Source organism: Lacinutrix cladophorae (assembly GCF_053604645.1).
Genome location: NZ_JBSHNR010000119.1, coordinates 311,358 through 336,095 on the forward strand (window position 1 = coordinate 311,358; position 24,738 = coordinate 336,095).

At 31.8% G+C, this 24,738-nt stretch carries 25 protein-coding genes; 4 read left to right on the top strand and 21 right to left on the bottom strand.

Annotated features, from left to right (window positions below):
* Positions 1 to 12: 12 nt before the first annotated feature.
* The 3 genes from ACVC3Y_RS11725 to aceB all read right to left on the bottom strand — a co-directional run bounded on the left by ACVC3Y_RS11725 (position 13) and on the right by aceB (position 4,553).
* Positions 13 to 1,188 carry a pyridoxal-phosphate-dependent aminotransferase family protein gene (locus ACVC3Y_RS11725; RefSeq protein ID WP_452226988.1) on the bottom strand — a complete coding sequence of 392 codons (1,176 nt, stop codon included), beginning with the start codon at positions 1,186 to 1,188 and terminating at the stop codon, positions 13 to 15.
* A gap of 58 nt (positions 1,189 to 1,246) precedes the next feature.
* Positions 1,247 to 2,869, bottom strand: coding sequence for an isocitrate lyase (locus tag ACVC3Y_RS11730; RefSeq protein ID WP_452226989.1), 1,623 nt, complete (start codon positions 2,867 to 2,869; stop codon positions 1,247 to 1,249).
* A gap of 85 nt (positions 2,870 to 2,954) precedes the next feature.
* Entirely contained in the window at positions 2,955 to 4,553 is a 1,599-nt protein-coding gene (gene aceB, locus ACVC3Y_RS11735) for a malate synthase A (protein ID WP_452226990.1), read from the bottom strand.
* Between the two features lie 127 nt (positions 4,554 to 4,680).
* Between aceB and ACVC3Y_RS11740 the strand changes: the two genes are divergently transcribed.
* Entirely contained in the window at positions 4,681 to 6,156 is a 1,476-nt protein-coding gene (locus ACVC3Y_RS11740) for a helix-turn-helix domain-containing protein (protein ID WP_452226991.1), read from the top strand.
* Between the two features lie 17 nt (positions 6,157 to 6,173).
* On the opposite strand, the gene ACVC3Y_RS11745 is transcribed toward ACVC3Y_RS11740, so the two are convergent.
* From ACVC3Y_RS11745 to ACVC3Y_RS11800, 12 genes are all read right to left on the bottom strand, one after another.
* A complete protein-coding gene (locus ACVC3Y_RS11745; RefSeq protein ID WP_452226992.1) occupies positions 6,174 to 6,635 on the bottom strand; it encodes a VOC family protein in 462 nt (153 codons plus the stop codon).
* A 197-nt stretch (positions 6,636 to 6,832) separates the two neighbouring features.
* A complete protein-coding gene (locus tag ACVC3Y_RS11750) occupies positions 6,833 to 7,483 on the bottom strand; it encodes a peroxiredoxin-like family protein (RefSeq protein ID WP_452226993.1) in 651 nt (216 codons plus the stop codon).
* A 204-nt stretch (positions 7,484 to 7,687) separates the two neighbouring features.
* Complete coding sequence (locus ACVC3Y_RS11755) at positions 7,688 to 8,164, bottom strand: DinB family protein (RefSeq protein WP_303423782.1); 477 nt, start codon at positions 8,162 to 8,164, stop codon at positions 7,688 to 7,690.
* A gap of 153 nt (positions 8,165 to 8,317) precedes the next feature.
* A complete protein-coding gene (locus ACVC3Y_RS11760) occupies positions 8,318 to 8,761 on the bottom strand; it encodes a GNAT family N-acetyltransferase (protein ID WP_452226994.1) in 444 nt (147 codons plus the stop codon).
* Positions 8,762 to 8,891: 130 nt separating this feature from the next.
* Positions 8,892 to 9,647, bottom strand: coding sequence for a YoaK family protein (locus ACVC3Y_RS11765; protein WP_452226995.1), 756 nt, complete (start codon positions 9,645 to 9,647; stop codon positions 8,892 to 8,894).
* A 62-nt stretch (positions 9,648 to 9,709) separates the two neighbouring features.
* Complete coding sequence (locus ACVC3Y_RS11770) at positions 9,710 to 11,422, bottom strand: hypothetical protein (RefSeq protein WP_452226996.1); 1,713 nt, start codon at positions 11,420 to 11,422, stop codon at positions 9,710 to 9,712.
* A 94-nt stretch (positions 11,423 to 11,516) separates the two neighbouring features.
* Positions 11,517 to 12,062, bottom strand: a complete 546-nt coding sequence (locus tag ACVC3Y_RS11775) for a hypothetical protein (protein WP_303423788.1) — start codon at positions 12,060 to 12,062, stop codon at positions 11,517 to 11,519.
* Positions 12,063 to 12,105: 43 nt separating this feature from the next.
* Positions 12,106 to 13,341, bottom strand: coding sequence for a DUF6638 family protein (locus tag ACVC3Y_RS11780; protein ID WP_452226997.1), 1,236 nt, complete (start codon positions 13,339 to 13,341; stop codon positions 12,106 to 12,108).
* Between the two features lie 117 nt (positions 13,342 to 13,458).
* Positions 13,459 to 14,040 carry an NUDIX domain-containing protein gene (locus ACVC3Y_RS11785; protein WP_452226998.1) on the bottom strand — a complete coding sequence of 194 codons (582 nt, stop codon included), beginning with the start codon at positions 14,038 to 14,040 and terminating at the stop codon, positions 13,459 to 13,461.
* Between the two features lie 123 nt (positions 14,041 to 14,163).
* Entirely contained in the window at positions 14,164 to 16,119 is a 1,956-nt protein-coding gene (locus ACVC3Y_RS11790; protein WP_303423791.1) for an AAA family ATPase, read from the bottom strand.
* 244 nt (positions 16,120 to 16,363) lie between these two features.
* Complete coding sequence (locus tag ACVC3Y_RS11795; protein WP_303423792.1) at positions 16,364 to 17,401, bottom strand: hypothetical protein; 1,038 nt, start codon at positions 17,399 to 17,401, stop codon at positions 16,364 to 16,366.
* Positions 17,402 to 17,606: 205 nt separating this feature from the next.
* Positions 17,607 to 18,953 (bottom strand): microtubule-binding protein, encoded by a 1,347-nt coding sequence (locus tag ACVC3Y_RS11800; RefSeq protein WP_452226999.1) that lies wholly within the window; start codon positions 18,951 to 18,953, stop codon positions 17,607 to 17,609.
* A 172-nt stretch (positions 18,954 to 19,125) separates the two neighbouring features.
* Here ACVC3Y_RS11800 and ACVC3Y_RS11805 point away from each other — a divergent pair, with 172 nt between their 5' ends.
* From ACVC3Y_RS11805 to ACVC3Y_RS11815, 3 genes are all read left to right on the top strand, one after another.
* Positions 19,126 to 19,911, top strand: coding sequence for an MBL fold metallo-hydrolase (locus ACVC3Y_RS11805; protein WP_303423794.1), 786 nt, complete (start codon positions 19,126 to 19,128; stop codon positions 19,909 to 19,911).
* 80 nt (positions 19,912 to 19,991) lie between these two features.
* Complete coding sequence (locus tag ACVC3Y_RS11810) at positions 19,992 to 20,240, top strand: hypothetical protein (RefSeq protein ID WP_303423795.1); 249 nt, start codon at positions 19,992 to 19,994, stop codon at positions 20,238 to 20,240.
* A complete protein-coding gene (locus tag ACVC3Y_RS11815; protein WP_303423796.1) occupies positions 20,241 to 20,444 on the top strand; it encodes a hypothetical protein in 204 nt (67 codons plus the stop codon).
* A 55-nt stretch (positions 20,445 to 20,499) separates the two neighbouring features.
* Here ACVC3Y_RS11815 and ettA read toward each other — a convergent pair whose 3' ends face one another.
* From ettA to ACVC3Y_RS11845, 6 genes are all read right to left on the bottom strand, one after another.
* A complete protein-coding gene (gene ettA / locus ACVC3Y_RS11820) occupies positions 20,500 to 22,191 on the bottom strand; it encodes an energy-dependent translational throttle protein EttA (protein ID WP_303423797.1) in 1,692 nt (563 codons plus the stop codon).
* Between the two features lie 71 nt (positions 22,192 to 22,262).
* Entirely contained in the window at positions 22,263 to 22,445 is a 183-nt protein-coding gene (locus ACVC3Y_RS11825; protein ID WP_303423798.1) for a CAL67264 family membrane protein, read from the bottom strand.
* 77 nt (positions 22,446 to 22,522) lie between these two features.
* Positions 22,523 to 23,245: a pirin family protein gene (locus tag ACVC3Y_RS11830; RefSeq protein WP_452227000.1), complete on the bottom strand. Its 723-nt coding sequence runs from the start codon at positions 23,243 to 23,245 to the stop codon at positions 22,523 to 22,525.
* A gap of 16 nt (positions 23,246 to 23,261) precedes the next feature.
* Entirely contained in the window at positions 23,262 to 23,699 is a 438-nt protein-coding gene (locus ACVC3Y_RS11835; protein WP_303423800.1) for a MarR family winged helix-turn-helix transcriptional regulator, read from the bottom strand.
* A 2-nt stretch (positions 23,700 to 23,701) separates the two neighbouring features.
* Entirely contained in the window at positions 23,702 to 24,232 is a 531-nt protein-coding gene (locus ACVC3Y_RS11840) for an NADPH-dependent FMN reductase (protein ID WP_452227001.1), read from the bottom strand.
* A gap of 90 nt (positions 24,233 to 24,322) precedes the next feature.
* Positions 24,323 to 24,679, bottom strand: coding sequence for a DoxX family protein (locus ACVC3Y_RS11845; protein ID WP_303423802.1), 357 nt, complete (start codon positions 24,677 to 24,679; stop codon positions 24,323 to 24,325).
* Positions 24,680 to 24,738 lie beyond the last annotated feature (59 nt).

Consider the following 24,738-nt stretch of genomic DNA (forward strand, 5'->3'; position numbering starts at 1 on the left):
GTTTTTTTTAATTTATTCCTCAAATTTTAAAAGTTCGGTTTGAAAAGCATTTAAGCTTTTTCCAGTTTCAAAAGGATAATTCAATGCTAGTAAAGCTCGTTCTAAAGCACTTAATACCGCAATAAGATCATTTGGAGATACCGACCCCATATGACCTACTCTAAAATAGGAAGTTTTAATTTCTGAAAGTAAGCCTCCAGCAATAATAACATTGCTACTTGCAATTTTAGAACGCAATGCAACACCATCTATTTCTTTAGGATAATAAACCGCTGTTAAACTGTTAGCGGCGATTTCGGTAGATCTTGGCAAGATTTCTAAATGTAAAGACGCTAATCCTTTTCTAAAAGCGTTAGCTAAAACTTGATGTCTTTTTATTCGCTTTTGTACTCCTTCTTTACAAATAATTTTTAAGCTCGTTTCTAAAGCTACAATTAAATTAACTGCTGGTGTGCCAAAATACGAAGGTTTGCGTGCTTCATAAGCTTTCATTATTGGCAACCAATTTTTCCAATTTGCATAGTAATTACAAACAGGTGTCTTTCTGTTTTCCCACACTTGTATTGCTTTTTCCGAAGCCATTAATAAAGCAAGTCCAGGAGGCACTCCAACTGCTTTTTGAGATGCTGTTAAAACAATATCTAATTCCCATTCGTCTTGATGAATCGTTTCAGCCGCAACAGAGCAAACACCATCTAAAATACTTAATACATGATACTTTTTAGTTAACTTCGCTATCGGTTCTGGATCTACTAATACTCCTGTAGAAGTATCGACATGTGTAATTGTTAAAGCTTTGTAGGTTTTCGTTTTTAGTTCTTTTTCTATAACTTCAAGAGGCACAACTTCACCAACTGGTGCTTCTAAAATAGTAGTATTTGCGCCATAATGGGTTAAAATTTCTTGAAAACGTTTACCAAAATATCCCGTTGAAATCACTAATACATTATCGTCTTTTTCTATAAGATTGGCTATAGCCATATCCATCGCTAATGTTCCTGTTCCAGCAACAATAAAAGGTTGTCCTTTTGGTGATTTCCATACTTCTCGCATGCGTTCTAGACTATTACCAAAAACCTCAATAAAATCTGGAGCAACATGACTTGTTGTTGCCATTGCCATTGCCTGCATCACATCTGGTTCAAATTCTATTGGACCAGGAATCATCAATAATTTTCTACCTTTCATTTGTAATCTTTTTATATAAAATAAAGGCAACATTTTAAAATGTTGCCTTTATTAATAATTATTTATCTAAAACAAGTTCTCTTTTTTGTTCTTCTTTAACTTCAAATTGATTAGAAGTATTATTTTCCCCTCCAGCTTTTAAAGCTTTATCTCCAGCAAAAAATGTTTTGTGATCATCACCAAGGTCCGATCCTGCCATTCTTTGGTGCTTTACACAAGAAACTCCTTTTCTAATTTCTTGACGTTGTACTCCTTTCACATAAGCTAACATACCTTCTTCTCCAAAATAACCTTCGGTTAAATCGTTCATATGTAATGCGGTTGTATGGTAAGTAGGTAGTGTAATTAAGTGGTGAAAAATTCCAGCTTCTCTAGCTCCATCTATTTGGAAAGTTTTAATTTTTTGATCTGCTCTAAAGCATAATTCCGAACCATCATATTGCGCATTCATTAAATTATTTCTATCATAAGCTGTCATGTTCTCTCCTTCGGCAAGCATTTCTTCAAATACTTGTTTACGGAAATTTAATGTCCAATTAAAAGATGGAGAATTGTTGTACACTAATTTAGCATTAGGTACAATTTCTTTTACTCTGTTTACCATATGTGCGATTTGTTTAACGTTTGGAGTTGGTGTTTCAATCCAAAGTAAATCTGCTCCATTTTGAAGACTAGTAACACAATCTAAAACCACACGATCTATATTAGTACCATCTTTAAACTTATACAATCCATTTGGAAGTCTTACTGGACGAACCAGTTTACCTTCTCTTTTTAATAATACATCATCTTCTTTAGCTTCATGTATAGCAATTTCTTCAGCTTCTACAAATGCTAAATATTTAGAAGCTAAATCACCAGGTTCTTGACTTACTGGCAATTTTTGAGTTAAACCAGCTCCTTCTGAATCTGTTCTTGCCACAATAATACCATCCTCGATACCTAATTCAAGAAAAGCATATCGAATAGCATTTAATTTAGCAATAAAATCTTCATGCGGAACGGTTACTTTTCCATCTTGATGGCCACATTGTTTTGCATCAGACACTTGATTTTCAATTTGTATGGCGCAAGCACCTGCTTCAACCATCTTTTTTGTTAGTAGATACGTAGCTTCTTCATTTCCAAAACCAGCATCAATATCTGCTATTATAGGTACGATATGTGTTTCAAAATTATCAATTTGATCCTGAACGTCTTCACCATTTTCTAATCTTTTAAACAAATCGTTTAATTCGATAGCATCTGCTTGACGTAAAAAATCATAAATTTCTGCAATAAGACTAGGAACTGCTGTTTTTTCATGCATAGATTGATCAGGTAATGGTCCGAATTCTGAACGTAATGCAGCAACCATCCACCCCGAGAGGTATAAATATCTTTTGCTAGTGGTTTTATGATGTTTTTTAACCGCAATCATTTTTTGTTGCGCTACAAAACCGTGCCAGCAACCTAAGGATTGCGTATAATTTGAAGGATCTGCATCATATGCAGCCATATCTTCTCGCATAATAGCTGCGGTATATTTAGCTATATCTAAACCAGTTTTAAAACGATTTTGAGTCACCATTCTAGCAGCACTTTCTGGTCGTATTGCATTCCAAGTATTACCATACTTAGCTTTTAGGTTTCGTACTGTTTCTAAAGCAGAACTATAGTTGCTTTGTGCTAAATTTTTCATAATTTTGTTTTTAATTATTAAGGTTATTCTATAATTTGATAATTACGTCTCGCAAACTATTGCAGTAGTTGCGAGACATTTTTTTTTAAATGTATTGGTATGCTGGAAGCGTTAAAAACTCTTCAAATTCTTCTTGTGTTACTAATTTTTCAAATAGCTGAATTGCAATTTCAAACTTGGTGTCTTCAATTTTATCACGACCAATTTCTGTAATAATTTTTTCAACTTCATTGTCAAAAATAGCATCAAATAAGTCTCTAGTAAATGGCCTACCATCTTCTAATTTCACTTCATTTTTTAGCCATTGCCATATTTGTGTTCTAGATATTTCGGCTGTTGCTGCATCTTCCATTAAATTATAAAGGGCAACAGCTCCATGACCTCTTAACCAAGCTTCGGTATACAAGATCCCAACGTTAATATTTTTTCTTATTCCTGTTTCTGAAACAGTTCCTTTTGGCATTGCAACTAAATCTTGTTCGGTAATATGTACATCTTCGCGTAATACATGTAATTGATTAGCTGTTGGCATGTGTTTATTAAACTCCATCATAGCAACTGCTACTAAATCTGGATGCGCTACCCAAGTACCATCATGGCCGTTTTTAACTTCACGTTCTTTGTCTTTGCGCACTTTTTCTAAAGCATTTATATTGGCTTGGTCATTATTTTTAATAGGAATTTGTGCTGCCATTCCTCCAATAGCAAGAATTCCTCTTTTATGGCAACGTTGTATAACAAGCTTTGAATATGCATCCATAAAAGGAGTTGTCATTGTCACTTGATCCCGATTAGGAACCACAAAATTGGCATGATTTCTAAACTTTTTGATATATGAAAAAATGTAATCCCAACGTCCACAATTTAAGCCAACAATATGTTCTTTAAGCTCGTAAATGATTTCATCCAACTGAAAACTTGCCGTAATAGTTTCGACTAAAACGGTTGCTTTAAAAGTTCCCTGTGGTACTTCTAAATAATCTTGAGCAAAAACAAAAACATCATTCCACCAACGCGCTTCTAAATAATGTTCTAATTTTGGAAGATAAAAATATGGAGCAGAACCATTTTCTATTCTAGTTTTTGTGTTATGAAAAACATATAAACCAAAATCTACCAAGCTACCAGAAGCCTCTTCTCCATTAATAAGTATATGCCTTTCATTTAAATGCAACCCTCTTGGCCTTACTAATAAAACTGCTGTTTTACTATTTAACTGATACGATTTTTCCTTTCTAGAATCATATAAAGAAATCGTTTTTTTATTCGCATCTATTAGGTTTTGTTGCCCTTCAATAGTATTAGACCAAGTTGGTGCATTACTATCTTCTAAATCTGCCATAAACGTTTTTGCACCAGAGTTTAAAGCATTAATAATCATTTTTCTATTTACAGGACCAGTAATTTCTACTCTTCGATCTTGCATATCCAAAGGAATTCTAGCAGCAGTCCACTCTGCTTCTCTAATGTTTTTAGTCTCTCTAGGGAATTCTGGAAATTTACCACTATCGAAAACTTTTTGCTCTTGTTCTCGTCTAGTTAACAACTCTAATCGTTTCGCATTAAATTTTTCGTGTAAAGCAGTAATAAAGGCTAAGGCATCATCTGTTAATACTTCTGGATAATAGTTTTTTACGTTTTCAGCAAATTCTATTTTTGTTTGTTTTAAAAGTGTGTTTTCCATGTTGTTATGATTTTACTCTACAATATTAAAACAAACTTTTTTAAAAAACAAGCGAACGTTCGCTAAATTTATTATTTCCTCTTTTTTTAAGTTGTTCGCAATATTTTGTATCTTTGATTTAATAATTATGGAAGAAGAATATATAAAGCTCATATTTGGCTTGAAACTCAAGCAAATACGTACAGACAAGAATTTATCGTTATTTGGGTTATCTAAGCTATCGGGGTTATCTAAATCGTATTTAAATGAAATTGAAAAAGGAAAAAAATATCCGAAACCAGATAAAATTGTAACACTTGCAGAAAAATTAGACATTCCTTATGATCAAATGGTGTCTTTAAAATTAGACAAAAATCTAGCTCCTATTGGAGAGATTTTGCAGTCTAAAATTTTAAAAGAAATTCCGTTAGAAGTATTCGGTATAAAAGAAAGTACTTTAATAGAAATTGTTGCCAATGCACCTGCAAAAGTAAACGCTTTTATTAGTACTATAATTGAAATTGCACAACATTACAACTTTAGCAAAGAAAGTTTTTACCTGGCTTCCCTTCGTTCTTTTCAAGAAGCAAATAACAATTATTTTGACGATTTAGAACAAAGTGTTCTTGCTTTTGCAAAAGCTTATCAAATAGACTTAGACAAACCAATAACCTCAAAAGAGCTCGAAGATATTTTAGTAGAAGAGTTTAATTATACTATTCATAATAAAGAACTAGACAAACACAAAAGCTTAGATAATTTACGTTCTGTTTTTGTACCAAAAAATAAAACACTACTCTTAGCTAGTGAGATAGATGATGCACAACGTACTTTTATTTATGCAAAAGAATTGGCTTATAACTATTTAGAATTAGAAGATAGATTATATACTTTTTCTTGGATTAAATTTGAAAGTTTTGATCAGGTTTTAAATAATTTTTATGCTTCCTATTTTGCTGGAGCATTAATATTACCTAAAGCCTTAATCACCAAAAAACTAAAAGAGGTTTTTGATAAAAAGACTTTTGATACTTCGCTTTTTCTAAAAACAATGGATTGTTTTAATGCTTCCCCAGAATCCTTTTACCAACGTTTAACGAATATTCTTCCAAAAGAATTTAATATTCAGAATTTATTCTTTTTACGATTTACGCACAAATCTGGTAGTGAGAGGTTTCATCTTAAAAAAGAGCTACATTTATCACATCAACATTCACCTCGTGCCAACGAAACCAACGAACATTATTGCAGACGTTGGGTTTCCTTACAAGTTTTAAAAGATAGTAGTAATACTAATGAAAATCATGTGTTTGATATGCAAATATCGAACTACCCAAGTGATAACATGAAATATTTAGTATTATCTTCTGCAACCAAAGATCCTTTTAAAGAAAAGCATTATAGAAGTATTAGTATTGGCTTATTAATTAACAAGCAATTACAACGAAAACTTGGATTTATTGAAGACCAAAAATTAGTTACTCAAGATGTTGGTGTTACTTGCGAAAGTTGTGCTATTCAAAATTGTAATGAAAGAAAAGCGTCTTCCCTTTTATTAGAAAGACAAGATAAAAACAATAAAATTGAAAGTGTTGTTGCTGCTTTAAATAAGAAGTTTAGTTGATTAAAGTTACCATTTTTTTATTGGTTATTTCCTTCTAATGCTTTCCATTTTTCAAAGGAAACGATTCCGTTTTCTGGTTTAGGTTTTCCATCTAAAACACCAATAAACTCTAATACATTTCCGTCTGGGTCGTCAAAATATATTGCTATTGCTGGCATCCATGCAAAAACCATTGGTCTTTCGGTTCCATCATTCAAAAAATTTCGAGGTTTAATATTTCGATTTTTTAAAAATGTAACCGATTCATTTAAAATCCAATCTGGCTCGCAGGTAAATGCAAAATGTCTGCTTTGTATTTCTTTCTTTGGCTTTTCCCATAGTCCCAACATAGATTGTTTAGGCGCTCCTATCCAAAAAAAAGCGACGCTTCTTTCTGCCTCATAATGACATTGTTCTAATTCCATTTTATTAGAATAAAAATCTATAGAACGCTCCAAATTTTCTACAAATAAATGAGTTTCATAAAGTCCTTTAATCATATCTTTTCGTTTTTTATTCCTTTAGTGTCCAAACTAAAACTTTTCTTTTGTAGCTCGAAAGATGGTACTATGTTGTTCGTTTGGCGCATCGAAATACTTCTTTATTAATCTACTACTGGGTCCTTTTTATTTTTCATTTAATTCCCTATAAGTTACATGAACCAGCAAACCAAAGTTTCGATAATTATATATTTTTTTTATGAAAGTTCTTTCAAAGCATCAATAATAGCATCCGGTTCTGCACGTGTTCTATAATCTACATCAACAAAACTCCATTTCACGATTCCATCGATATCTAACACAAAAGTTGCTGGAATTGGTAATATGTTTCTATTTCCATTATTTATTGTTTCTAAATCTAAATTACGATCTACTCGCATATGCTCCATTAAAAATTCTGGCACTTCCCAAGCAACACCATATTGCGAAGCAACTTTTGCATCTTGATCTGACAATACCATAAAATCCATTTCACTAATCTCATTTTTGGTTAGCGAACCGTCTGGTACCTGAGGACTAATTGCAACTAATGAAGCTCCAAGCGCATGAATATCGTTTAATCGCGATTGTAAAGCTCTAAGTTGCAAATTGCAATACGGACACCAATCTCCTCGATAAAAGGTGACAACAACAGGGCCTTCTTTTAGTATCGTATGAAGTGATATTGATTTTCCTACAGGATTAGGAAGTATGAAATCTGGTGCTTTTTCTCCCACTTTAATAGCATTTTTACCTTCTTGAAAGGCTTTTGCTTTTTCGATAATAGTATCGACACCTTTCATAAATTCAGGCTTCGCATTTCGACCAGCTGCAATTTTTGCGTCGGTTTGTTCTTTTAGGGTTTTCATTATAGTTATTTTAATTACATGTCGTTATATATCTATTTTATTTACATAATAAGTACGAAATAAATAGTACTCTAAGTATGTCCTTTAAAATATTAGAATAATTACAGACAAGGTTTATATATGTGATGTGTTGTTTATTTATTGTAGAATCCTCTTTTTCAAAACTTAAACCGAATAGAAAATCCTACCAAGTTTTCGTGTAAATTATAATATTCCGTGTTTGACAATCATTTTTTCAATTTGAAGCCTGTGTCTTAAAATATGAACAATCGCATGTTCGGTAATAGCTTCTAAATCGTAAGTTGTCCAAGATGTTTTGATTATTGTATTCATTAGTTCCTTATAAGTTAGTTGCCATTTATCTTCAAAAGTTTCAACAGTATATTCAAACATTTCATCAAGTTTAAGGATTCCATGCTCTGTTTTTACAATTTCTATTTTTGGAACTACATAACTATTTCCAAATCTTTTTCTAATATGATTGGCATAACCATATCCAGAATTAATTATATGTAGCACTATATTTCTTATGGATTGAAATTCTATATCCGTTTTTTCATTATATATCTTTTCAAATTTATTATCAGGAATCTGTAAAAGCAAATTCTTTAATTCGTTCAGAGCTTTTTCATATTCATCTGTTAAAGCTCCAATCGCACCTTTTCTATATAATTTTTCCATTTTACTTGAATTACTAACAATGCATTTGAATATGCTTTGTATTTTAGTTAAGCGACTAATTTAGCAAATTGGAAACGAATCAAAGGATATTACGAAAGTGCTTTATCAAATTAGAGAAAACTAGCAATTGATTTTATACGGTGTTTGCAGTAATTATTTTTTTAATTCCATATGTAAAGTTGGGTAAGGTTTTCCAGAAGAATCCAATTCAGAGCGTTTTATAGTTTCAAATCCGCAATTTTTGTAAAATCCTACTGCTTGTTCATTCTGTTCGTTTACATCAACTTTTGTTACATTTAATTGGTTAATTGAATAATTCAATAGTGTTTTTCCTATTTTTTCTCCTCTATATTCAGGGTGAACAAATAACATTTCCAAATTTTGGTCAGCCACTCCAAGAAAACCAACTATTTTTTCATCATTATTCCTTATACATCTCAATTCTACTGCGTCTAAATAAGTATTTAAAATTAATGGTTTAAAATATTCAATATCTTCTTCTTTTAAGAAGTGATGAGTTGCCCGAACTGAAGATTCCCAAAGTTCAACTACACTCTTATATTCTTCTTTTTCTATATTATCTATTTTGTTCGTCATTTTTTTCTAATTACTGCCAACGTGTTTGTGTAAGGAACGTTGCGGTTTTGTGTGCGAGGATTTTTCGAAGGAAAATCAGATGTAACAAAAATACAACGACCTTTGGTTTAGCCAAAACAAGCAATGTTTTTTACACGGTATTGTGTGCCGTTTTTTTTCTTTGTTTATATTTTCTTTTAGTTCTGATTAATCTATATCTTAAATCGTCATAAAACAGACTTATTAATAAAATTACAGCTCCTACAATCAGAGTGTTTAATCTCAAGTTAAGTCTTGAGTAAAGAAATCCACCGATTATTCCACCAAGAAAAAAGAAGCAAATTATATAAATTCGCAGCTTTACAGTCGCTTTAATTTTTTCTCTATGTGGATGTGAATCAGGAAAAAATAGTTGCGATAATTCAATTCCTAAATCTGTAAATAATCCAGTAAGATGTGTTGTTCTTACAATTGCATTTGAAATTTTAGTAACAAAAGAATTTTGAAGTCCCATAGCGAAGAGTAGTGAACAAACAATTAAGTCAGGATACTTTATTTCTCCAGTATTGCTTATGATAGAAATTGATAATAAAATTAGGCATTCAATTAATGTTGGTAAAACAAAAACATTAAGTTTTTTATTTCCTTTGAATTTTTCAATTAGGAAACTTGATAAAAAAGAGCCGAAGAAAAAGGAAAAAATATAAAGGAAATAAATTGTTCCTTTCCAAACATCAAAATTGGCAACATCACTGATAAAAAGAGCAAAATGCCCAGTTACATTAGTTGTCAATTGGTTAAAAGCTAAAAACCCTGTAACATTAACAATTCCAGCAACAAAGGATAAAATCGCAGCAATTCGCAGATTATGTTTTATTGTTCTGCTTTTACCTTGATGTCTAAACATTTTGTTTCCATTTAGTTCGGTTTTTCAAATTGCACACAACTCCTTTTATAAGAAACGCTATATCATTTAGTTTCCTCTTTAACTACTTCCTTTAAAGCCTTAATAGAATCTATTTGTCGTTGTAGTTTTTCAATTTGCAAAGCTTCTTTATCTACAGCAGGAATTGATTTTATAGAATCTAATATTTTTTGTGCAGTTTCTATTGTTTTTGTTTCTTCTTCAAAATAATAACCAATTCCTTCACTTGCTCTCCATGCTTCGTTTAATTGATCATACACTGTTTTTTCCCATTGACTTGGGTGTTTAGCATCAATCCAAACTACATCTCTGTATTCGCTATCTATTAAGGCTAAATCTGGAGTTGCTGAACCATCAAACTGAGCACTTTCTTCTCGTACAGCAGAAACTGTTCCTAAAAAAAACATTCTTTTTCTACCTGCAATATCTTTAATATAGGGTCTAAACTCTACTGGTTTATTAACAGACCAATCGTATTCTTTTCTAGATTCTATAACTTTTAATGGCATTGCGGAAACACCAGCATATCCTTGTTTTTTTTCTGCATGATTATAATAATAAAGAGCGTCTGTACCATCAGATGGGATAAAAACACTAAAGGTTAAGCTAGTACGCTCGTCTCCTACAGGCTCTAATCCAAACCAATGGTACAAGCCACTGTAAGCACTAACTTTAGTATCTGAAAAATCAAAATCGGTTACAAAAGGCTGCTGATTTTGGTCGTTTGGTAAGTTTGGAATTTTAACAGCAGTTTTCATATTCCATGGCAATGGATCGCTAAATCCGCCTAAAAATTTTAAAGATTCTGCTTGTAAACGAGAAACCTTTTCAGACAATGTATTTTGTTTTGTTAAATATGGATGGCTCTGCATTTCTTCTGGAGAAATATAAGTTCCTTTTCCAATGGTAATACGTTCTATATAATCGTTAAAATCGTGTTCGCCACTATCTACAACCATAACACCTCCAAAAGTAGGATATGGAAATAAAAAACCTTTCCATTTAATTAGGCTTACTACTTCTACCCATTGTCCGGAATCGTTTTTCATATAAAACGTATCGCTTGGTTCAAAATTAAAAAGCATCCAAGGATTAAAACGCTGTACTACTGCGTTGTATGTATTACGACTAAATTTTAAAGATTCGCCAATAGAAAAGGTTACTGGAATCCTGTTTTCGCTAGAAAAACGAGGAAAAGGTGTTGTGCTAGATACAGCAAAAACTTCTTCTGTATTATCACTCATACCTTGCCAAACGTACTTTTCGGTTGGCTGTATTGCCATTGTCCATTTATTTAAACCGTCTACTCTAACTAGATGTGGAAGCGAAACATCTTTGGTTTCTCCAACACTTTCATTAGCCATAGAATAAATATTTCGCAGTGGTTGTATACGTTCGTTTTGCGTTAAAGGAAGTTCATTTATTTGAATTTTATTTAGATTATTATACACATTATATGTTTTCATATAATCATACATCTTAAAATGCCAACCTACAAGATATAGTAATCCGAAAAAAAGCATCATCATTACCAAAACGCCAATTCTGCTTCCACCGGATGCAGTATTTCTAAATTTTCGCAAACCTAGAAATAGCACAATTGCACTTAATAGAATTACAAAAATGTACTTTCTTACAAATAATAAAGCTGGTTGATAATCGTCTCGTAAAATAAACAATGCGATTATTAGCACAAGTAAACCTATAATTAAAATTGTTTTTTGCTTTGCTCCTTTTTTCCAGTAGTTTTTAATCATTGAAAATTTATTTTTTCATTCCCATGAAAATGGGAATCTATTTTTTTAATATTTGATTTTATATTTAAAAGATTCTAGTCTTCGCAGAAACCTACTACATCAACCCTTTGTCTTTCAATCTTTCTCTTGCACTTTTCGTTTCTGCTTTCGCATCTTCTTTTACTTCTTTCACTTCAGATTCTGTTGTATCAAAAGTTCTTTCTCCTTTTTCTTTTAAATCCTCAATAAAATCTTTTCCTTTTTCTATGGTTTCCTGAAAAACATCTTCTATAGAGTCGCTTTTTTCATCGATTACCTCTCCCGATTTGAAAATAAAATTAGCTATATATGTGCCAATTAGCGTACCAACAATACTTGAGAAAAATATAGAAATACCGTAGTAATTGCTAAATATTTTAAATGGAGTTAAAAATTGAAACAATACAGCAATTAATAAAAATGCTCCAGCTACATAAACTAGTCTTGGCAAAAAAGCTTGTTGGTATACAAAGCCTTTTTTATTGGAAGCTTTCATTTGTAAAGCTTTGTTGTTTAGCATCTTATTAATAAAACGATACAAAGCATTTCCATTAGACTCTCTCCAGTAAATAAATATTCCGAAAAGTATTGCTGCTATAAATATGATAACTTCTAAACCCATTTTTTTGTTTTATATGACTGACTACTAAATTAGTCTAATTTCTTTAAATATTGTTACTAATAGTTTCTATTACCCAATCTTTCATTGAGTCACTGTAAGTTTGATATGCTTTATAAAATGCTTCTTTATCATACCAATACAAAAACAATACATCTTTAGGCGAAACATTAATTAGTAGTTTCCAGATTAAATCTTGGTGTTTTGCATTAAGAGAGGAATGTGGCTGGTGTAATGCATCATAAAACTTTTGATTAACTAAATCATGAATTTTAAAAGTGTTGCTTCGTTCTATTTTTTCTAAATAAATTTCTACCCCATTTACTCTTTTTAAAGCTGTAGCATCTATAGTATTTAAATATCGTCTAAATAAAACATTATCGTCTAAAACATCTTTAATAGGATGCTTTGTTTCTTTTAATTCTTGATAGAGCATCATTTTTTTAACACGTTGGTATTGTGCTTTCTGAATAACTTTTTCTAAATCACATTCTACAATTACATGATCTCGCAGTTTATCCATGAGTTCTGGTTGCTCGATATGAAAAATAATGACTTCATGAATGGTGTCTTTTATTGCTTCTTTATACGTTTTAAGGTCTTCGAAAACAACAATTTCACTGATAAAATCTCGCAATACATAAACACCTCCAAGTGCTCTGGTATAAAAAGAACTTGTTTTAAAATCTATAGGAGGTAATTCTAAATCTCTATGCCTTAAATCGCCATAGGTTTTTGCGGAGTCAAGAAGTTGTTGCTGTAAATCTTCGTCTATAAAATTATTCCCTTCTTTAAATTTTTCAATAAGTTGAAATTGTTCTTTTTGTACATGATACAATTCGTTTATTAAATGAAAATTAATAGAAACCGTATCGTATTTAAGGACATCTAAGGGTTCGTAAAAAGCATCTATATTTTGATCGAAATCTAAACATATTGCGCAATCTCTTGTAATGTCATTAATTTTAGATTCGTAAGTATTAAAAACAAACTTCATCATTTCCCGATCGAACGTATGATACGGAATGTAAACTGGTTTCCCTTTTTGCAGAGGAGAAATAATAATTCCGTGCGGGTTTGCATCTCCATGATTAAGGTAATGCATGTTCTTTTTTTCTTCAGCAATTTCAGGACTCCAACCAATGCCGTCTATAGAAAAACTGGTAAGTGCTGTTGCATCAAAGCCTAATTTCACTAGGCATTTATTATAACGTTCTACCAATTTACCACTTATTGGTATGAGCTCACTTTGGTATAAATTAGCGTTTTTTAATTTTTGCATCTTGTTTCCGCGAAAGCGGCAATCTTATTCTTAATACTATTTTTCGTTTCTAAATAATCACTCACTCCTGGTTACTATTTTCTCCTTCGTCGAAAATCACTCGAAGTGACAATATATTTAATCAATCCATTGATGTATCTGGGCGTATTGCAATAACATAATTGTTTTTGCATCTATAATTTCCTGATTATTCATCATTTGTATTGCTTCATGAAAAGGGATTTCTAAAACTTCAATTTCCTCGTTTTCAATCGCTAATCCTCCACCTTCATTAATTTTCATTGCATCTGAATATTCTGCAACAAATAAGTACATTTTTTCGGTTACTGCTCCCGGAGAAGTGTAAGCTTCTAAAACCTTAGTTGCTTTTGGTATTTTATAACCAACCTCCTCTTCTACTTCTCTAATAATACATACTTCTGGGGCTTCTTGCTTATCTATTGCTCCTGCACAAACCTCAATAGACATGCCTTCATTTTTATTATTCGCATAAGCAGGCATTCTAAATTGTTTGGTTAAAATTACAGTACGTTTCTCTATGTTATATAATAAAATACAGGCGCCATCTCCTCTATCGTAACTCTCACGAGAGATGCGTTTCCAGCTTCCATCTTTAAATTGATAATCGTAATCGATTTGGTTTAAAGTAGCCCATTCATTAGATAATACCTTGTTTGTTATGTTTTTAAGTTTATTCATAATTTAAATATCTACTAAAAATGCTTCTCCTATTATTTCCTTATTCAACAATCACTTGCTTCTTGATACTATTTTCGCTTTCTCTAAAATCACTCGAAGTGACATGAGTTTTCAGGAAAAGATTTATTTTCCAAACTGCTCTCTAGCTTCTAAATCGATATTCATTTGATTCACTCTTGCATCTACTTTTCGTTTAAAATCGGTATCTGCAATGGTTGCCACATTATCTAAATATCGTACTACTTCTTGTCTTCTTATTTCGGAAAAGTCTAAACCTTTCATATTGGCTCGCATTAATTCTTGCAACATATTAAACTTGGTATCGTAATCTTTTTTGAAATAAATTTCAGGATTGTCAAACCAATCTTCCTCTAAATCAAAATCGGTTAAACGAAGGGAAACTGCACTTTGAATATTACGAACATCACGCGAGGAAAAGAATGGAAAGATCTTTTGAATCTCCATGTATAAATTTGCATAAAACAGGTGATGACTTGTCTTAAAATGTTTTTCTACTTTACTGTAAGCATCCAAAACACGTTCTTCTGTTGGTTTATTAGAAACATTTAATATTTCTCCCATACTTTTTGCTAATCCTTGATCTTGTAAGTAGCTATAATTTTCTGGACCTTGCATATTTACAAAGTCTGGCATCGTTGTATCTAGTTTACGCCACCAAAGATGATCTTGATCTAAAAAGTCATGTTCCGTTCGTGCTCCATCAATTTTAAAACGTCCTTGTACACGAGAAATAACGGCTTTATCTAACATTTCTGGAAGATTGGTAAACAAGCCTACAGAACTATTACCATAATTCACCGCGTAAGCACCTTCAGTATATCGTAAAAACACACCAATAACTTCTTTTACTCCTGCAGAAACACCTTGCGCAGTACGTTCTTGCAAATTATTTTCGGCATCATCAATTGGTGCAAATATTAATTTTGTGGGATCTTGTAAAGGTTTCATCCATTCTACCATTTTTTCGGCAGAACCACCTTGAAAAGTACTAATTAAAGTATCTGGCATTGGGTGAAATAAAAATGGAATATCTAAATTATCGCAATGTTCTTTTAAACGTGTTGCAATTGCAGCAATTAACATACTTTTTCCAGTTCCTGGAATTCCATACCCCATAAAAACTGGCATAAAACCTCCAAGTTCTTGAAACGGATTTTTCTTTGCTTCAAAATCGTAACTGAGCATACGTTCAGTTAAACGTCTTGCAAAGTGTTTTGCATCTCTGTTACCAACAATTTGTTCGAATTGAATTTTATTAAACTCGATACTTTTTGCTGTACCAGAAAACACATTATCCCAACCAGAAATCGCAAACTCGCTTTTTTCCAATTTATAAGTTCTATCTACTATAGTTTCTGTGTATTCTAAACTGCTTTTACGAAGTTGAATTTCGTCGATTAGTGCTTCAAAATAAACCACTGTAAAATCGATAACATCTTTATCTGATTTCACAATATCTGGATGCGCTAAATACTTGTCATAATAAAACAACTGACATGCTATTCCTTTTAAAGGAGAAAGTAAAGATACTTCTGGAATACCCGCAAATTTTTGTTTCATAACCGATAAATCGTCAGAGGCATGCGGTTTTAAATCGTGTAATATTTTGTAAGCAGTAGCAAAAAGCATATATGCGGTTGCAGTATGCCTTTTACTTTCGTATTCTCGTTTTCCGTTAGTATCTAAAGCCGATTTATTTTCGTTTAAAGTAGATAAACCAGATGCATCGTAATAACTATCTTTTATCCAAATTCCTAAAGTAATTCCTTCTTGAACCGCATAGAGTGTATGATTTAAGTGAATTGGTATTGCTACAGATTCGGGTAACAAACGTTTTTTTAAAGCTAAAATAGTTTTAGAAACTGAAGTCACATCAACATGACTACCATTATTTGCTCTAGACAAATACAGTAAAATGGATTCGTCTTTGGCATCATTATCTTTATTTTTTGCACGTTGGCTTTGTTCCCATTGTACCGATTTTATATAGCTAGTAGCTTCATCACGAAGCATATCTAGTTCGTTTTGTTTAATAGGGAAAGTTGTGTTGTGTTCCATTTGTTTTTAGTCTTCAGTATGCAATATTGAGTCCTCCGTATTTACTCTAACGGACATCCTTTGCTATTTTTTATTTAATCCTCAGTCTGCAGTGTGCAGTCAGGTTTAGTTTCTATTTAAATTTTTCATCCTCTAATTAATGGGTTTACCAATTTCTTCGCTTCTAATTAGCAATTCTTTTTGGTATGCTAATAATGTTTTAAATGACATTGCTTCTTTTTTACGTTCTGTAACTGCAAACTACCTACTGAATACTACTTACTTCAATTGGTGCTTTTGCTAGTTTATTCATAATTTCTGGTGTTTTATTGTATAGTAATTGTATGATTCTGTGTGGTGCAAACACGTAACGTTGTCTAAAAACAGTATCCCATTTTTGAAAGGTTTGCTTGCTAAAGAAACTCCCTTCTTTAAATTCGCTTTGCGATTTTAATTCGTCTATTTTAAATGAAATTGCATACGAGTTTAACGGAATCGTTTTTCTTGCAATACCTTCAAGAATTGCATGTGTTACTTGGTTCTCATCTTTTGCAAATATATTGTGTATAGGACCTAAATCTACTCTTTTTATGTGTTTAGGAAATACTTTAGGCAAACGTTTATCGATACCATAAGCCATGGTATCTAAATTCATTTCTCTATCTGCAACCGTTTTAAGCGTTTTGTATATTTCGTCTCTTTCTTTTTGCGGATTACTACCATCGTAATCAAAATACATATAACAAATAAATGGTCTATTGTGTGACACATCGTAAAAACTCCAACTTACCAAGTGTTCTGCTGGTGCATTTTCTGGTGCTTCTATAATTTTACCTTGTACAAAACGATTAAATATATATTCTTTTTTTGCGGATGCATAATACACTATTGAAGAAGCTTGAAATAATTTTCGTTTTGCTATTGGTTCTTTTTTGTGAAGTAAGGTGTTTAAAAACTCTTCTTTTAAAGTTTCTATATTGGTTAGTTTACCTAAATACTCTTCACGAAGCTCTAAATCATTAAACAAATAACGAAACTCTAAATAGTTTGGAAAACCAGAATCTGTTAAATCGACTTTCATGTTTTCTTCATCGTCGTACCTATATTTTACACGCATGGCTTCTACAGAATATAACAACAAATCGCTGTATTGCTTAAATAAGAGAATTTCTTGTTCGTTTAATAGTTGCTTTTGTTGTACTGCAACAATAAGTTCTTTAAGTGCAAAGTCTACCATTTTGTGATAGAAAACATATTGCTCTTTGGAGTCAAGTATTGCGGAGTCTAGAGGTGTTACTATCATTGTTTGGCTATTAGCGTATAGCTTTTTTTGTTTGTTTAAGGTTGCGCAAGTGCGTTAAGGATTGAACGGTTTGTTTGAGCTCCTCGCAGAGAGCGAGTAGTGAAAGCCTGACCTAATTTTGCCATGAAAAGCAAAATTAGGCAACGCTATTCTTATCTTCACGATACTATTTATTCTTTTTTAATAAATCACTAGAAGTAACCTATTAAGACAGCATATCGTCGTCGTTAGTTTCTGGTTTTGGAGCATCTGCTGGTTCATCACCTCCACCATTTGAAGGTGCATTAGGATCTGCAGCATAATAATCTTCAAAAATTTCTTTCATATCGATTCCGTAGCGTTCTGCAAAATTCTTTTGAATGGATTTATCTTTCTCACGAATTTCATTTAAAGCCTCTGCATAACTACCGTAAACGCCTTGCATTACTTTTTCGTGTACCGGAATATTATCCATCATTTCTTGACGTGCTTTAGCAGAAGCAGTATGCATAGATGCTAATGTTTCGCCAATATGCTCATCTGTTTTTACTCCTAAATGTTCTAAAATTGCTGCAAATTCTTGGTCTGTTCTCGCCTTTAAAGCCACTACATAACCATCGTAGTATTTAAGACGTTCGTCGGTATCACTTTTTAATTTTGCACGATGCGTTTGTAAATTACTACGTAAAGAAGTTAATACTTTAATAGTTAAATTATGTTTGTGCACAAAACTATCTTTAGAAGCTGCAAGTGTTGTGTAAGCGTTTTTAAGCCCTTCTAACTCTTCTACTTTTTGCTCTAAAGTGGTTACCTTAGATAGTGCATCGGAGTATTCTGTAGATTGTTTATCTGCTACTTCTTCTAGTGCTTGACGTGCTTGTTTTAATAAAGCGTATTGTTCTTCGAGTTTATCTTCTACTTCTTTCTTTTTTTGTAATGCCTTTGTATGGTTGTTAGAAGCTTCTACAATAGCAGTTTTAAGGCTTTCTTCTACTTCTTTAATTTCTACTTCTCGGTCTTTTAAGCGTTTTACAGCTGCTTGACTTTTAAAAGAAAGTTCGTTTAACAAGGTTTGCACATCTGCACTTTCTATACGTTGCTGAAATAATGCTTTTGCTTTATTATCGGCAGCATCACGAGTTTTTTGTGCTTCTTGTAGTTCTAGTTCTGCTTTTTTTATTTTGCCTTTTCTTCCCCAAAGGTTGTTCCAAAACGTATCTGGTTTTGCGTTAGCATCTTCCAGTTCAACTTTTGCACGCTCTAAACGCTTAATAGCATCGTCAATAATTTTTTGTTCTTCGCCATTTAATGCAGAAAAACCTTCGAACATAATACCAACTTCGTCTTGATAATCGGTTAAGTCTTTAATGGCGTCTAATAATGTAGTTCTATCTTTTTCTGCCATATCTACAACATTATCTAATGTTGCATTTAAGATTTTTTGGCGGCTTTCTGGATCGTCTTCTTGTGCCAATTTTGACTTCATTTGGTCAATGGCTTTCCCCCAGTTTACATCTACCTTTTCTGTTTTCTCGTTGGCGTTTGTTTCTAATAAATCAAAATCATCAGACATATTGTATTGCGTGTTTTAAGTTGAACTATATTTGGTTAAGCAATTTCGATAAAAAATATCAGTATCGAAAATGAAATCACTTAAAATATAAGTAGCGAATCATAATATTTTGTTACATTTTTAATTAATTGCTTTTTGATGATTATCTTTAAACTGTAAAAAATTAATACGCATGAAAAACACAATATCCATTTTAATAATTACACTTCTATTTTTTTCTAGCTGTAAAAATAAAAGCAAAGAAAATAATGAGTTAACTACTAATACTGAAATAAAAACGGAAAAAAAAGATATCAAAAAAAGAGAATTAGAAATTACTCCTATAGAACATGCCACTATGGTTTTAACGTATGAAAACACTGTAATTTATACAGACCCTGTTGGTGGTGCCGAAGCTTTTAAAGAACAAAAAAAACCAACCATTGTATTAATTACAGATATTCATGGAGACCATTTAAATGCAGAAACATTAGAAGCTCTAGATTTAAGTAAAGCTACAGTTGTAATGCCAAAAGCTGTTGCGGATAAGTTACCCGAATTAAATTTTTTAGAAAGTGTTATTTTAGATAATGGAAAAACAACAACAGTTAATGGTATTTCTATTGAAGCAATACCTATGTATAATTTACGAGAGGAAGCATTAAAATTTCATAGTAAAGGTAGAGGGAATGGTTATGTAATTACCCTTGGAGAAGAACGTATTTACATTTCTGGTGACACCGAAGATATTCCTGAAATGCGTGCATTAAAAAATATTGATAAAGCTTTTGTTTGTATGAATTTGCCTTATACAATGCCTGTTGAAAGTGCTGCGAGTGCTGTTTTAGATTTTACACCAAAACAAGTTTACCCTTATCACTTTAGAGGAACAGAAGGGTTAAGTGATGTTGCATTGTTTAAAACGATGGTTAACAACAGTAATAAGAATATTGAAGTCGTTCAATTAAATTGGTATTAATATTTTAATAATGAACACTTTAGTTAAAATCTTTTTTATATATTTGAAGAAGATTTTTCCCAAAATCATAATCTAACCCCATGATAATCACCCTTTTTACTATACATTTTCTTGCTTTAATAAGGCAAATGAGTGTGATTACTATTTTAGGAATTTGTGTTGTATTCTTTTCTGTTTTATTAATTCTTGTTTTAAGAAAATCTTACAAACTGAAAGCTGAGAATGAAAAGTTAATGAAAGCTACGGATAATTTGTTAGAAGATGATAATAAAGAATATACGGATTTTACTGAAGGACATATGTATAGCAATACTGCTAAAAAAGAATAAATGCTAACAACTATTTGTACCATTATTTTTGTTGTAACAGTTTTGGTTTTAGGAATCTTCTTAAAAAAAACACTCTATATTCATGAGCATGATGCTTCTATTGAAAAAGAGCTAAAACTGTTTGATGAAAATTTAAAAAAAATAAATGATTTGGATGTAAGTAGTAATTACAAACTAGGATCGAATCATATCTATTCCAAATAAAACATAAAAAAAGCCTGCAAATGCAGGCTTTTTTATGTTTTCAAGAAAATATTTATTATCGTACTAACTTTTTATATTTAATACGTTTTGGCATTAAATCTCCACCAAGACGTTTCTTTTTATTTTCTTCATAATCAGAAAAACTACCTTCAAAGAAATATACTTGAGACTCGCCTTCGAAAGCAAGGATATGCGTACAAATTCTATCTAAAAACCATCTATCGTGACTAATTACTACTGCACAACCAGCGAAGTTCTCTAAACCTTCTTCTAAGGCTCTCAATGTATTTACATCTAAATCATTAGTAGGCTCATCTAAGAGTAATACGTTACCTTCTTCTTTTAATGTCATAGCAAGGTGCAAACGATTACGTTCTCCACCAGAAAGTAATTTTACTTTTTTATTTTGTTCGCCTCCAGAGAAATTGAATCTGCTTAAATAGGCTCTAGAATTCACTTCTTTTCCTCCCATCATTACCAATTCTTGCTCATCACTAAAGTTTTGCCAAATTGTTTTTTCTGGATCAATATTAGAGTGTTTTTGGTCTACGTAGGCAATCTTTGCTGTTTCTCCAACTTTAAACTCTCCTTTATCGGAAGTTTCCTCACCCATTATCATTCGGAAAATAGTTGTTTTACCAGCACCATTAGGACCAATAACACCAACAATCCCTGCTTGTGGCAAATTGAAATTTAAATCTTCATATAGTAATTTATCGTCATAGCCTTTACTTACACCTACAGCTTCGATAACATTGGTACCTAAACGCGGTCCATTTGGAATATATATCTCCAGTTTTTCGTCAAGTTGTTTTTGGTCTTGACTCATTAATTTATCATAATTTTTAAGACGTGCTTTTTGTTTGGTTTGACGCCCTTTTGCTCCTTGACGTACCCAGTCTAACTCACGCTCTAAAGTTTTTTGACGTTTAGAAGCGGTCTTACTTTCTTGGGCCATACGTTTCGATTTTTGGTCTAACCAAGAAGAATAGTTTCCTTTCCATGGAATACCTTCTCCTCTATCTAACTCTAAAATCCAACCAGCAACATTATCTAAAAAGTATCTATCGTGCGTTACTGCAATTACAGTTCCTTTGTATTGTGCCAAATGATGCTCTAACCAGTGTACAGATTCTGCATCTAAATGATTGGTAGGCTCATCTAATAATAATACATCTGGTTCTTGTAAAAGTAAACGACATAAAGCTACACGACGACGCTCACCACCAGAGAGTACACTTATCTTTTTGTCTCCATCTGGCGTACGTAAAGCATCCATTGCGATTTCTAATTTGGTATCTAACTCCCAAGCATTAGCTGCATCTATTTGATCTTGAAGCACTGCTTGACGGTTCATTAACTTTTCCATTTTGTCTGCATCGCTATACACTTCTTCTAATCCAAATTGGTCGTTAATACTATTGTATTCATCAAGAATTGCAACGGTTTCAGCCGCACCTTCTCGCACAATTTCCATAACCGTTTTATCTTCATCTAGCTGTGGTTCTTGTTCTAAATAACCTACAGAATACCCTGGAGAAAAAACAACATCTCCTTGATAATTTTTATCTACTCCAGCAATAATTTTAAGTAAAGTAGATTTACCAGAACCATTAAGACCTAGTATTCCTATTTTTGCTCCATAAAAGAAGCTTAAATAAATATTTTTTAAAACTGGTGTTTGTGCACTTTGGAATGTCTTGGTTAAACCAGACATAGAAAAAATCACTTTTTTATCGTCACTCATTGTTATTATTTAATTATTTTAAAGATACTAAACTCTTCTTTTTAAATTTTAATTTATTCTTTATAGAGTTTTTATACTCTACCTTTTAATGCATTAAAAACCCATGCTATGCAAAAAAAACCAATCCCAACAGTTGCAAAACCCCAACCTGCTACATCATCATAACGATAAGCTCCCATAAGGATTAAAATAACTCCCATTGCCATCATTAAGAAAGTCGCCCAACCTAATACTGTGTTTTTGTTCATTGCCATTTTCTATTTCTATTTTAGTTAGTAAATACAAATATCGCTATTTTGTATAAAAAAAACATCCTAATTGGATGCTTAATTTATATTCTTGGAACTTCAATAAAGAGTATTTCGGAATCCTCTTTAGGTTTTATTTCAAAACGTTCTGTTTCTGAGACTCCAATTGCATCTCTTGCAAGCAAATTTTCTGTGTTTATTTCAATTTCTCCTTGAATATTCATAACATACACCATATGCGCTTTACTTTTTAAGTGGTATGCAAAGTTTTCATCTTTATTAAGTGTTATTCGTGAAATTATAGCATCTTGATGAATTTTTAGACTTCCCTCGTAATCATCATCTATGGAAGATACTAAAACTTGAAGTTTATTTTTTCTTTCATTTTCATCAAAATATTTTTGATCATATCTAGGTGTAACATTTTGTTTATTTGGCATAATCCAGATTTGAAACAAACTTAAATGCTCCTCAACAGAACCATTAATTTCAGAATGTTTTACACCAGTACCTGCTGACATAACTTGTACTTCTCCTGGCAAAACCTCTTGCCATTCTTGATGCATTATATTATCTCTATGTTTAAGGACTCCTTTTAAAGGAATGGTAATAATTTCCATATTATCATGTGGGTGTGTACCAAAACCCATTTTTGGAGCAATAACATCATCATTTAAAACACGTAAAGCACCAAAATGTATTTTAGTTTCGTCATAAAAACCAGCAAAACTAAAAGAATGATTTGCTTGCAACCATCCATGATTTGCAAAACCTCTACTTGCTGCCTTATGTAGTATTGTTTTCATTTCAACTTCTTTTATTTCATCTTATTTTGTCTAATAAATCACTTAATTGTATTGCTTCTTCTTCAGATAAGTTTTTAAGTAAATCTTTTCGATTTGCTCTAGAAATATCTTCTAATAAATGCAACCCTTTAGGAGTGATCTTAATATGAACAACTCGTCTATCGCTAGGGCAAGGAATACGTTCTATTAGTTCTTTAGCTGAAAGTTTATCCATTAAACGCGTTGCATTTGGAGACCTTTCGACCATTCGTTCTTTAATGGTTTGTACTTTTAAAGCTTCACCAGCACCTTTTAATATTCGTAAAATATTGTATTGTTGAGATGATATTTTAAAAGGTTTAAAAAAAGAATTCTGATAACTATTAATCCAATTTGCTGTAAACATAATGTTCAGCATTGCTTTCACTTTATAGCTTGGAAATTTAGAATTAATGTCTTTAGAAATATCTCCCATTATTATACGTTTTCTTTAAACAAGACAACTTTATTTAATAATTCTTCCTGTAAGGTTGGGTTTATAAGCTTACCATCTGAAAAATTATCATTAAATGAAGGCAATGAAAAATCGGCAATTATATTTCCGCCCATATATGGAAAACGTCCTTTAGCAATTTCTAATACCGTTGCTCCTCCTCTAGCACCTGGAGATGTTGCCATAAGTAACATAGGCTTATCACTCCATAATTTTCCATCAATTCTAGACATCCAATCAAAGATATTTTTAAATACTGTTGCATATGCTCCATTATGTTCTGCAAGAGAAAGTACTACTCCATCTGAAGATTTAATCTTCTCTAAAAACACTTTAGCGTTATCTGGCACACCATTTTCTGTTTCATAATCAATTCCGTAGATTGGCAATTCAAAATCATTAAGATCGAGTACTTCTACTTCGCAATTCTCAACTAAATTTGCAGTATATACTGCAAGTTTTTTATTAATTGATTGTTTACTATTACTTCCTGCAAATGCGATAATTTTTTTCATCTCTTTCTATGTATTGGTTTATTTAAGGCACATTTTATTTACTATTAATCCTTTTTAGATAGATCGTTTTTTAAACATGCTTGCTTTAAATTAGTTTTGTATTTTTTTGTTAAAAATATAAGACACAACTAGTAATACCATAGCTACTAAAGCCGTCATTTGTCCGCCATCACTTATCATATAATGTGCAAAAAATGCAAGGATAAATGCAAAGAAGAAACCTGCATAAGCCCATTCTTTTATGGTTTTAAAATTTGGATTCCAAAGCGCAAAAACTCCTAAAAGTTTAGCAACTGCATATGGATAAATAATATAGGTTGGATACCCAAAATTGGTAAACATTAATGCAACATCTTCATGTTTAAAAAAATACATGCTGACTGAAAACAACATGATTAATGTTAATAATCCTGTAGCTACGTAAAAAATAATTTTATCTCTTTTCATAATTTATACTTGTTTTGATGGTGTAAATCTATAAAAAAATATTTTATTTACCTAGGAAT

What these genes read in the sequence shown, in the direction of transcription:
- ACVC3Y_RS11725 (WP_452226988.1), bottom strand. Translation starts at nt 1,188, where the DNA reads ATGAAAGGTAGAAAATTATTGATGATTCCTGGTCCAATAGAATTTGAA.
- ACVC3Y_RS11730 (WP_452226989.1), bottom strand. Translation starts at nt 2,869, where the DNA reads ATGAAAAATTTAGCACAAAGCAACTATAGTTCTGCTTTAGAAACAGTA.
- aceB (WP_452226990.1), bottom strand. Translation starts at nt 4,553, where the DNA reads ATGGAAAACACACTTTTAAAACAAACAAAAATAGAATTTGCTGAAAAC.
- ACVC3Y_RS11740 (WP_452226991.1), top strand. Translation starts at nt 4,681, where the DNA reads ATGGAAGAAGAATATATAAAGCTCATATTTGGCTTGAAACTCAAGCAA.
- ACVC3Y_RS11745 (WP_452226992.1), bottom strand. Translation starts at nt 6,635, where the DNA reads ATGATTAAAGGACTTTATGAAACTCATTTATTTGTAGAAAATTTGGAG.
- ACVC3Y_RS11750 (WP_452226993.1), bottom strand. Translation starts at nt 7,483, where the DNA reads ATGAAAACCCTAAAAGAACAAACCGACGCAAAAATTGCAGCTGGTCGA.
- ACVC3Y_RS11755 (WP_303423782.1), bottom strand. Translation starts at nt 8,164, where the DNA reads ATGGAAAAATTATATAGAAAAGGTGCGATTGGAGCTTTAACAGATGAA.
- ACVC3Y_RS11760 (WP_452226994.1), bottom strand. Translation starts at nt 8,761, where the DNA reads ATGACGAACAAAATAGATAATATAGAAAAAGAAGAATATAAGAGTGTA.
- ACVC3Y_RS11765 (WP_452226995.1), bottom strand. Translation starts at nt 9,647, where the DNA reads ATGTTTAGACATCAAGGTAAAAGCAGAACAATAAAACATAATCTGCGA.
- ACVC3Y_RS11770 (WP_452226996.1), bottom strand. Translation starts at nt 11,422, where the DNA reads ATGATTAAAAACTACTGGAAAAAAGGAGCAAAGCAAAAAACAATTTTA.
- ACVC3Y_RS11775 (WP_303423788.1), bottom strand. Translation starts at nt 12,062, where the DNA reads ATGGGTTTAGAAGTTATCATATTTATAGCAGCAATACTTTTCGGAATA.
- ACVC3Y_RS11780 (WP_452226997.1), bottom strand. Translation starts at nt 13,341, where the DNA reads ATGCAAAAATTAAAAAACGCTAATTTATACCAAAGTGAGCTCATACCA.
- ACVC3Y_RS11785 (WP_452226998.1), bottom strand. Translation starts at nt 14,040, where the DNA reads ATGAATAAACTTAAAAACATAACAAACAAGGTATTATCTAATGAATGG.
- ACVC3Y_RS11790 (WP_303423791.1), bottom strand. Translation starts at nt 16,119, where the DNA reads ATGGAACACAACACAACTTTCCCTATTAAACAAAACGAACTAGATATG.
- ACVC3Y_RS11795 (WP_303423792.1), bottom strand. Translation starts at nt 17,401, where the DNA reads ATGATAGTAACACCTCTAGACTCCGCAATACTTGACTCCAAAGAGCAA.
- ACVC3Y_RS11800 (WP_452226999.1), bottom strand. Translation starts at nt 18,953, where the DNA reads ATGTCTGATGATTTTGATTTATTAGAAACAAACGCCAACGAGAAAACA.
- ACVC3Y_RS11805 (WP_303423794.1), top strand. Translation starts at nt 19,126, where the DNA reads ATGAAAAACACAATATCCATTTTAATAATTACACTTCTATTTTTTTCT.
- ACVC3Y_RS11810 (WP_303423795.1), top strand. Translation starts at nt 19,992, where the DNA reads ATGATAATCACCCTTTTTACTATACATTTTCTTGCTTTAATAAGGCAA.
- ACVC3Y_RS11815 (WP_303423796.1), top strand. Translation starts at nt 20,241, where the DNA reads ATGCTAACAACTATTTGTACCATTATTTTTGTTGTAACAGTTTTGGTT.
- ettA (WP_303423797.1), bottom strand. Translation starts at nt 22,191, where the DNA reads ATGAGTGACGATAAAAAAGTGATTTTTTCTATGTCTGGTTTAACCAAG.
- ACVC3Y_RS11825 (WP_303423798.1), bottom strand. Translation starts at nt 22,445, where the DNA reads ATGGCAATGAACAAAAACACAGTATTAGGTTGGGCGACTTTCTTAATG.
- ACVC3Y_RS11830 (WP_452227000.1), bottom strand. Translation starts at nt 23,245, where the DNA reads ATGAAAACAATACTACATAAGGCAGCAAGTAGAGGTTTTGCAAATCAT.
- ACVC3Y_RS11835 (WP_303423800.1), bottom strand. Translation starts at nt 23,699, where the DNA reads ATGGGAGATATTTCTAAAGACATTAATTCTAAATTTCCAAGCTATAAA.
- ACVC3Y_RS11840 (WP_452227001.1), bottom strand. Translation starts at nt 24,232, where the DNA reads ATGAAAAAAATTATCGCATTTGCAGGAAGTAATAGTAAACAATCAATT.
- ACVC3Y_RS11845 (WP_303423802.1), bottom strand. Translation starts at nt 24,679, where the DNA reads ATGAAAAGAGATAAAATTATTTTTTACGTAGCTACAGGATTATTAACA.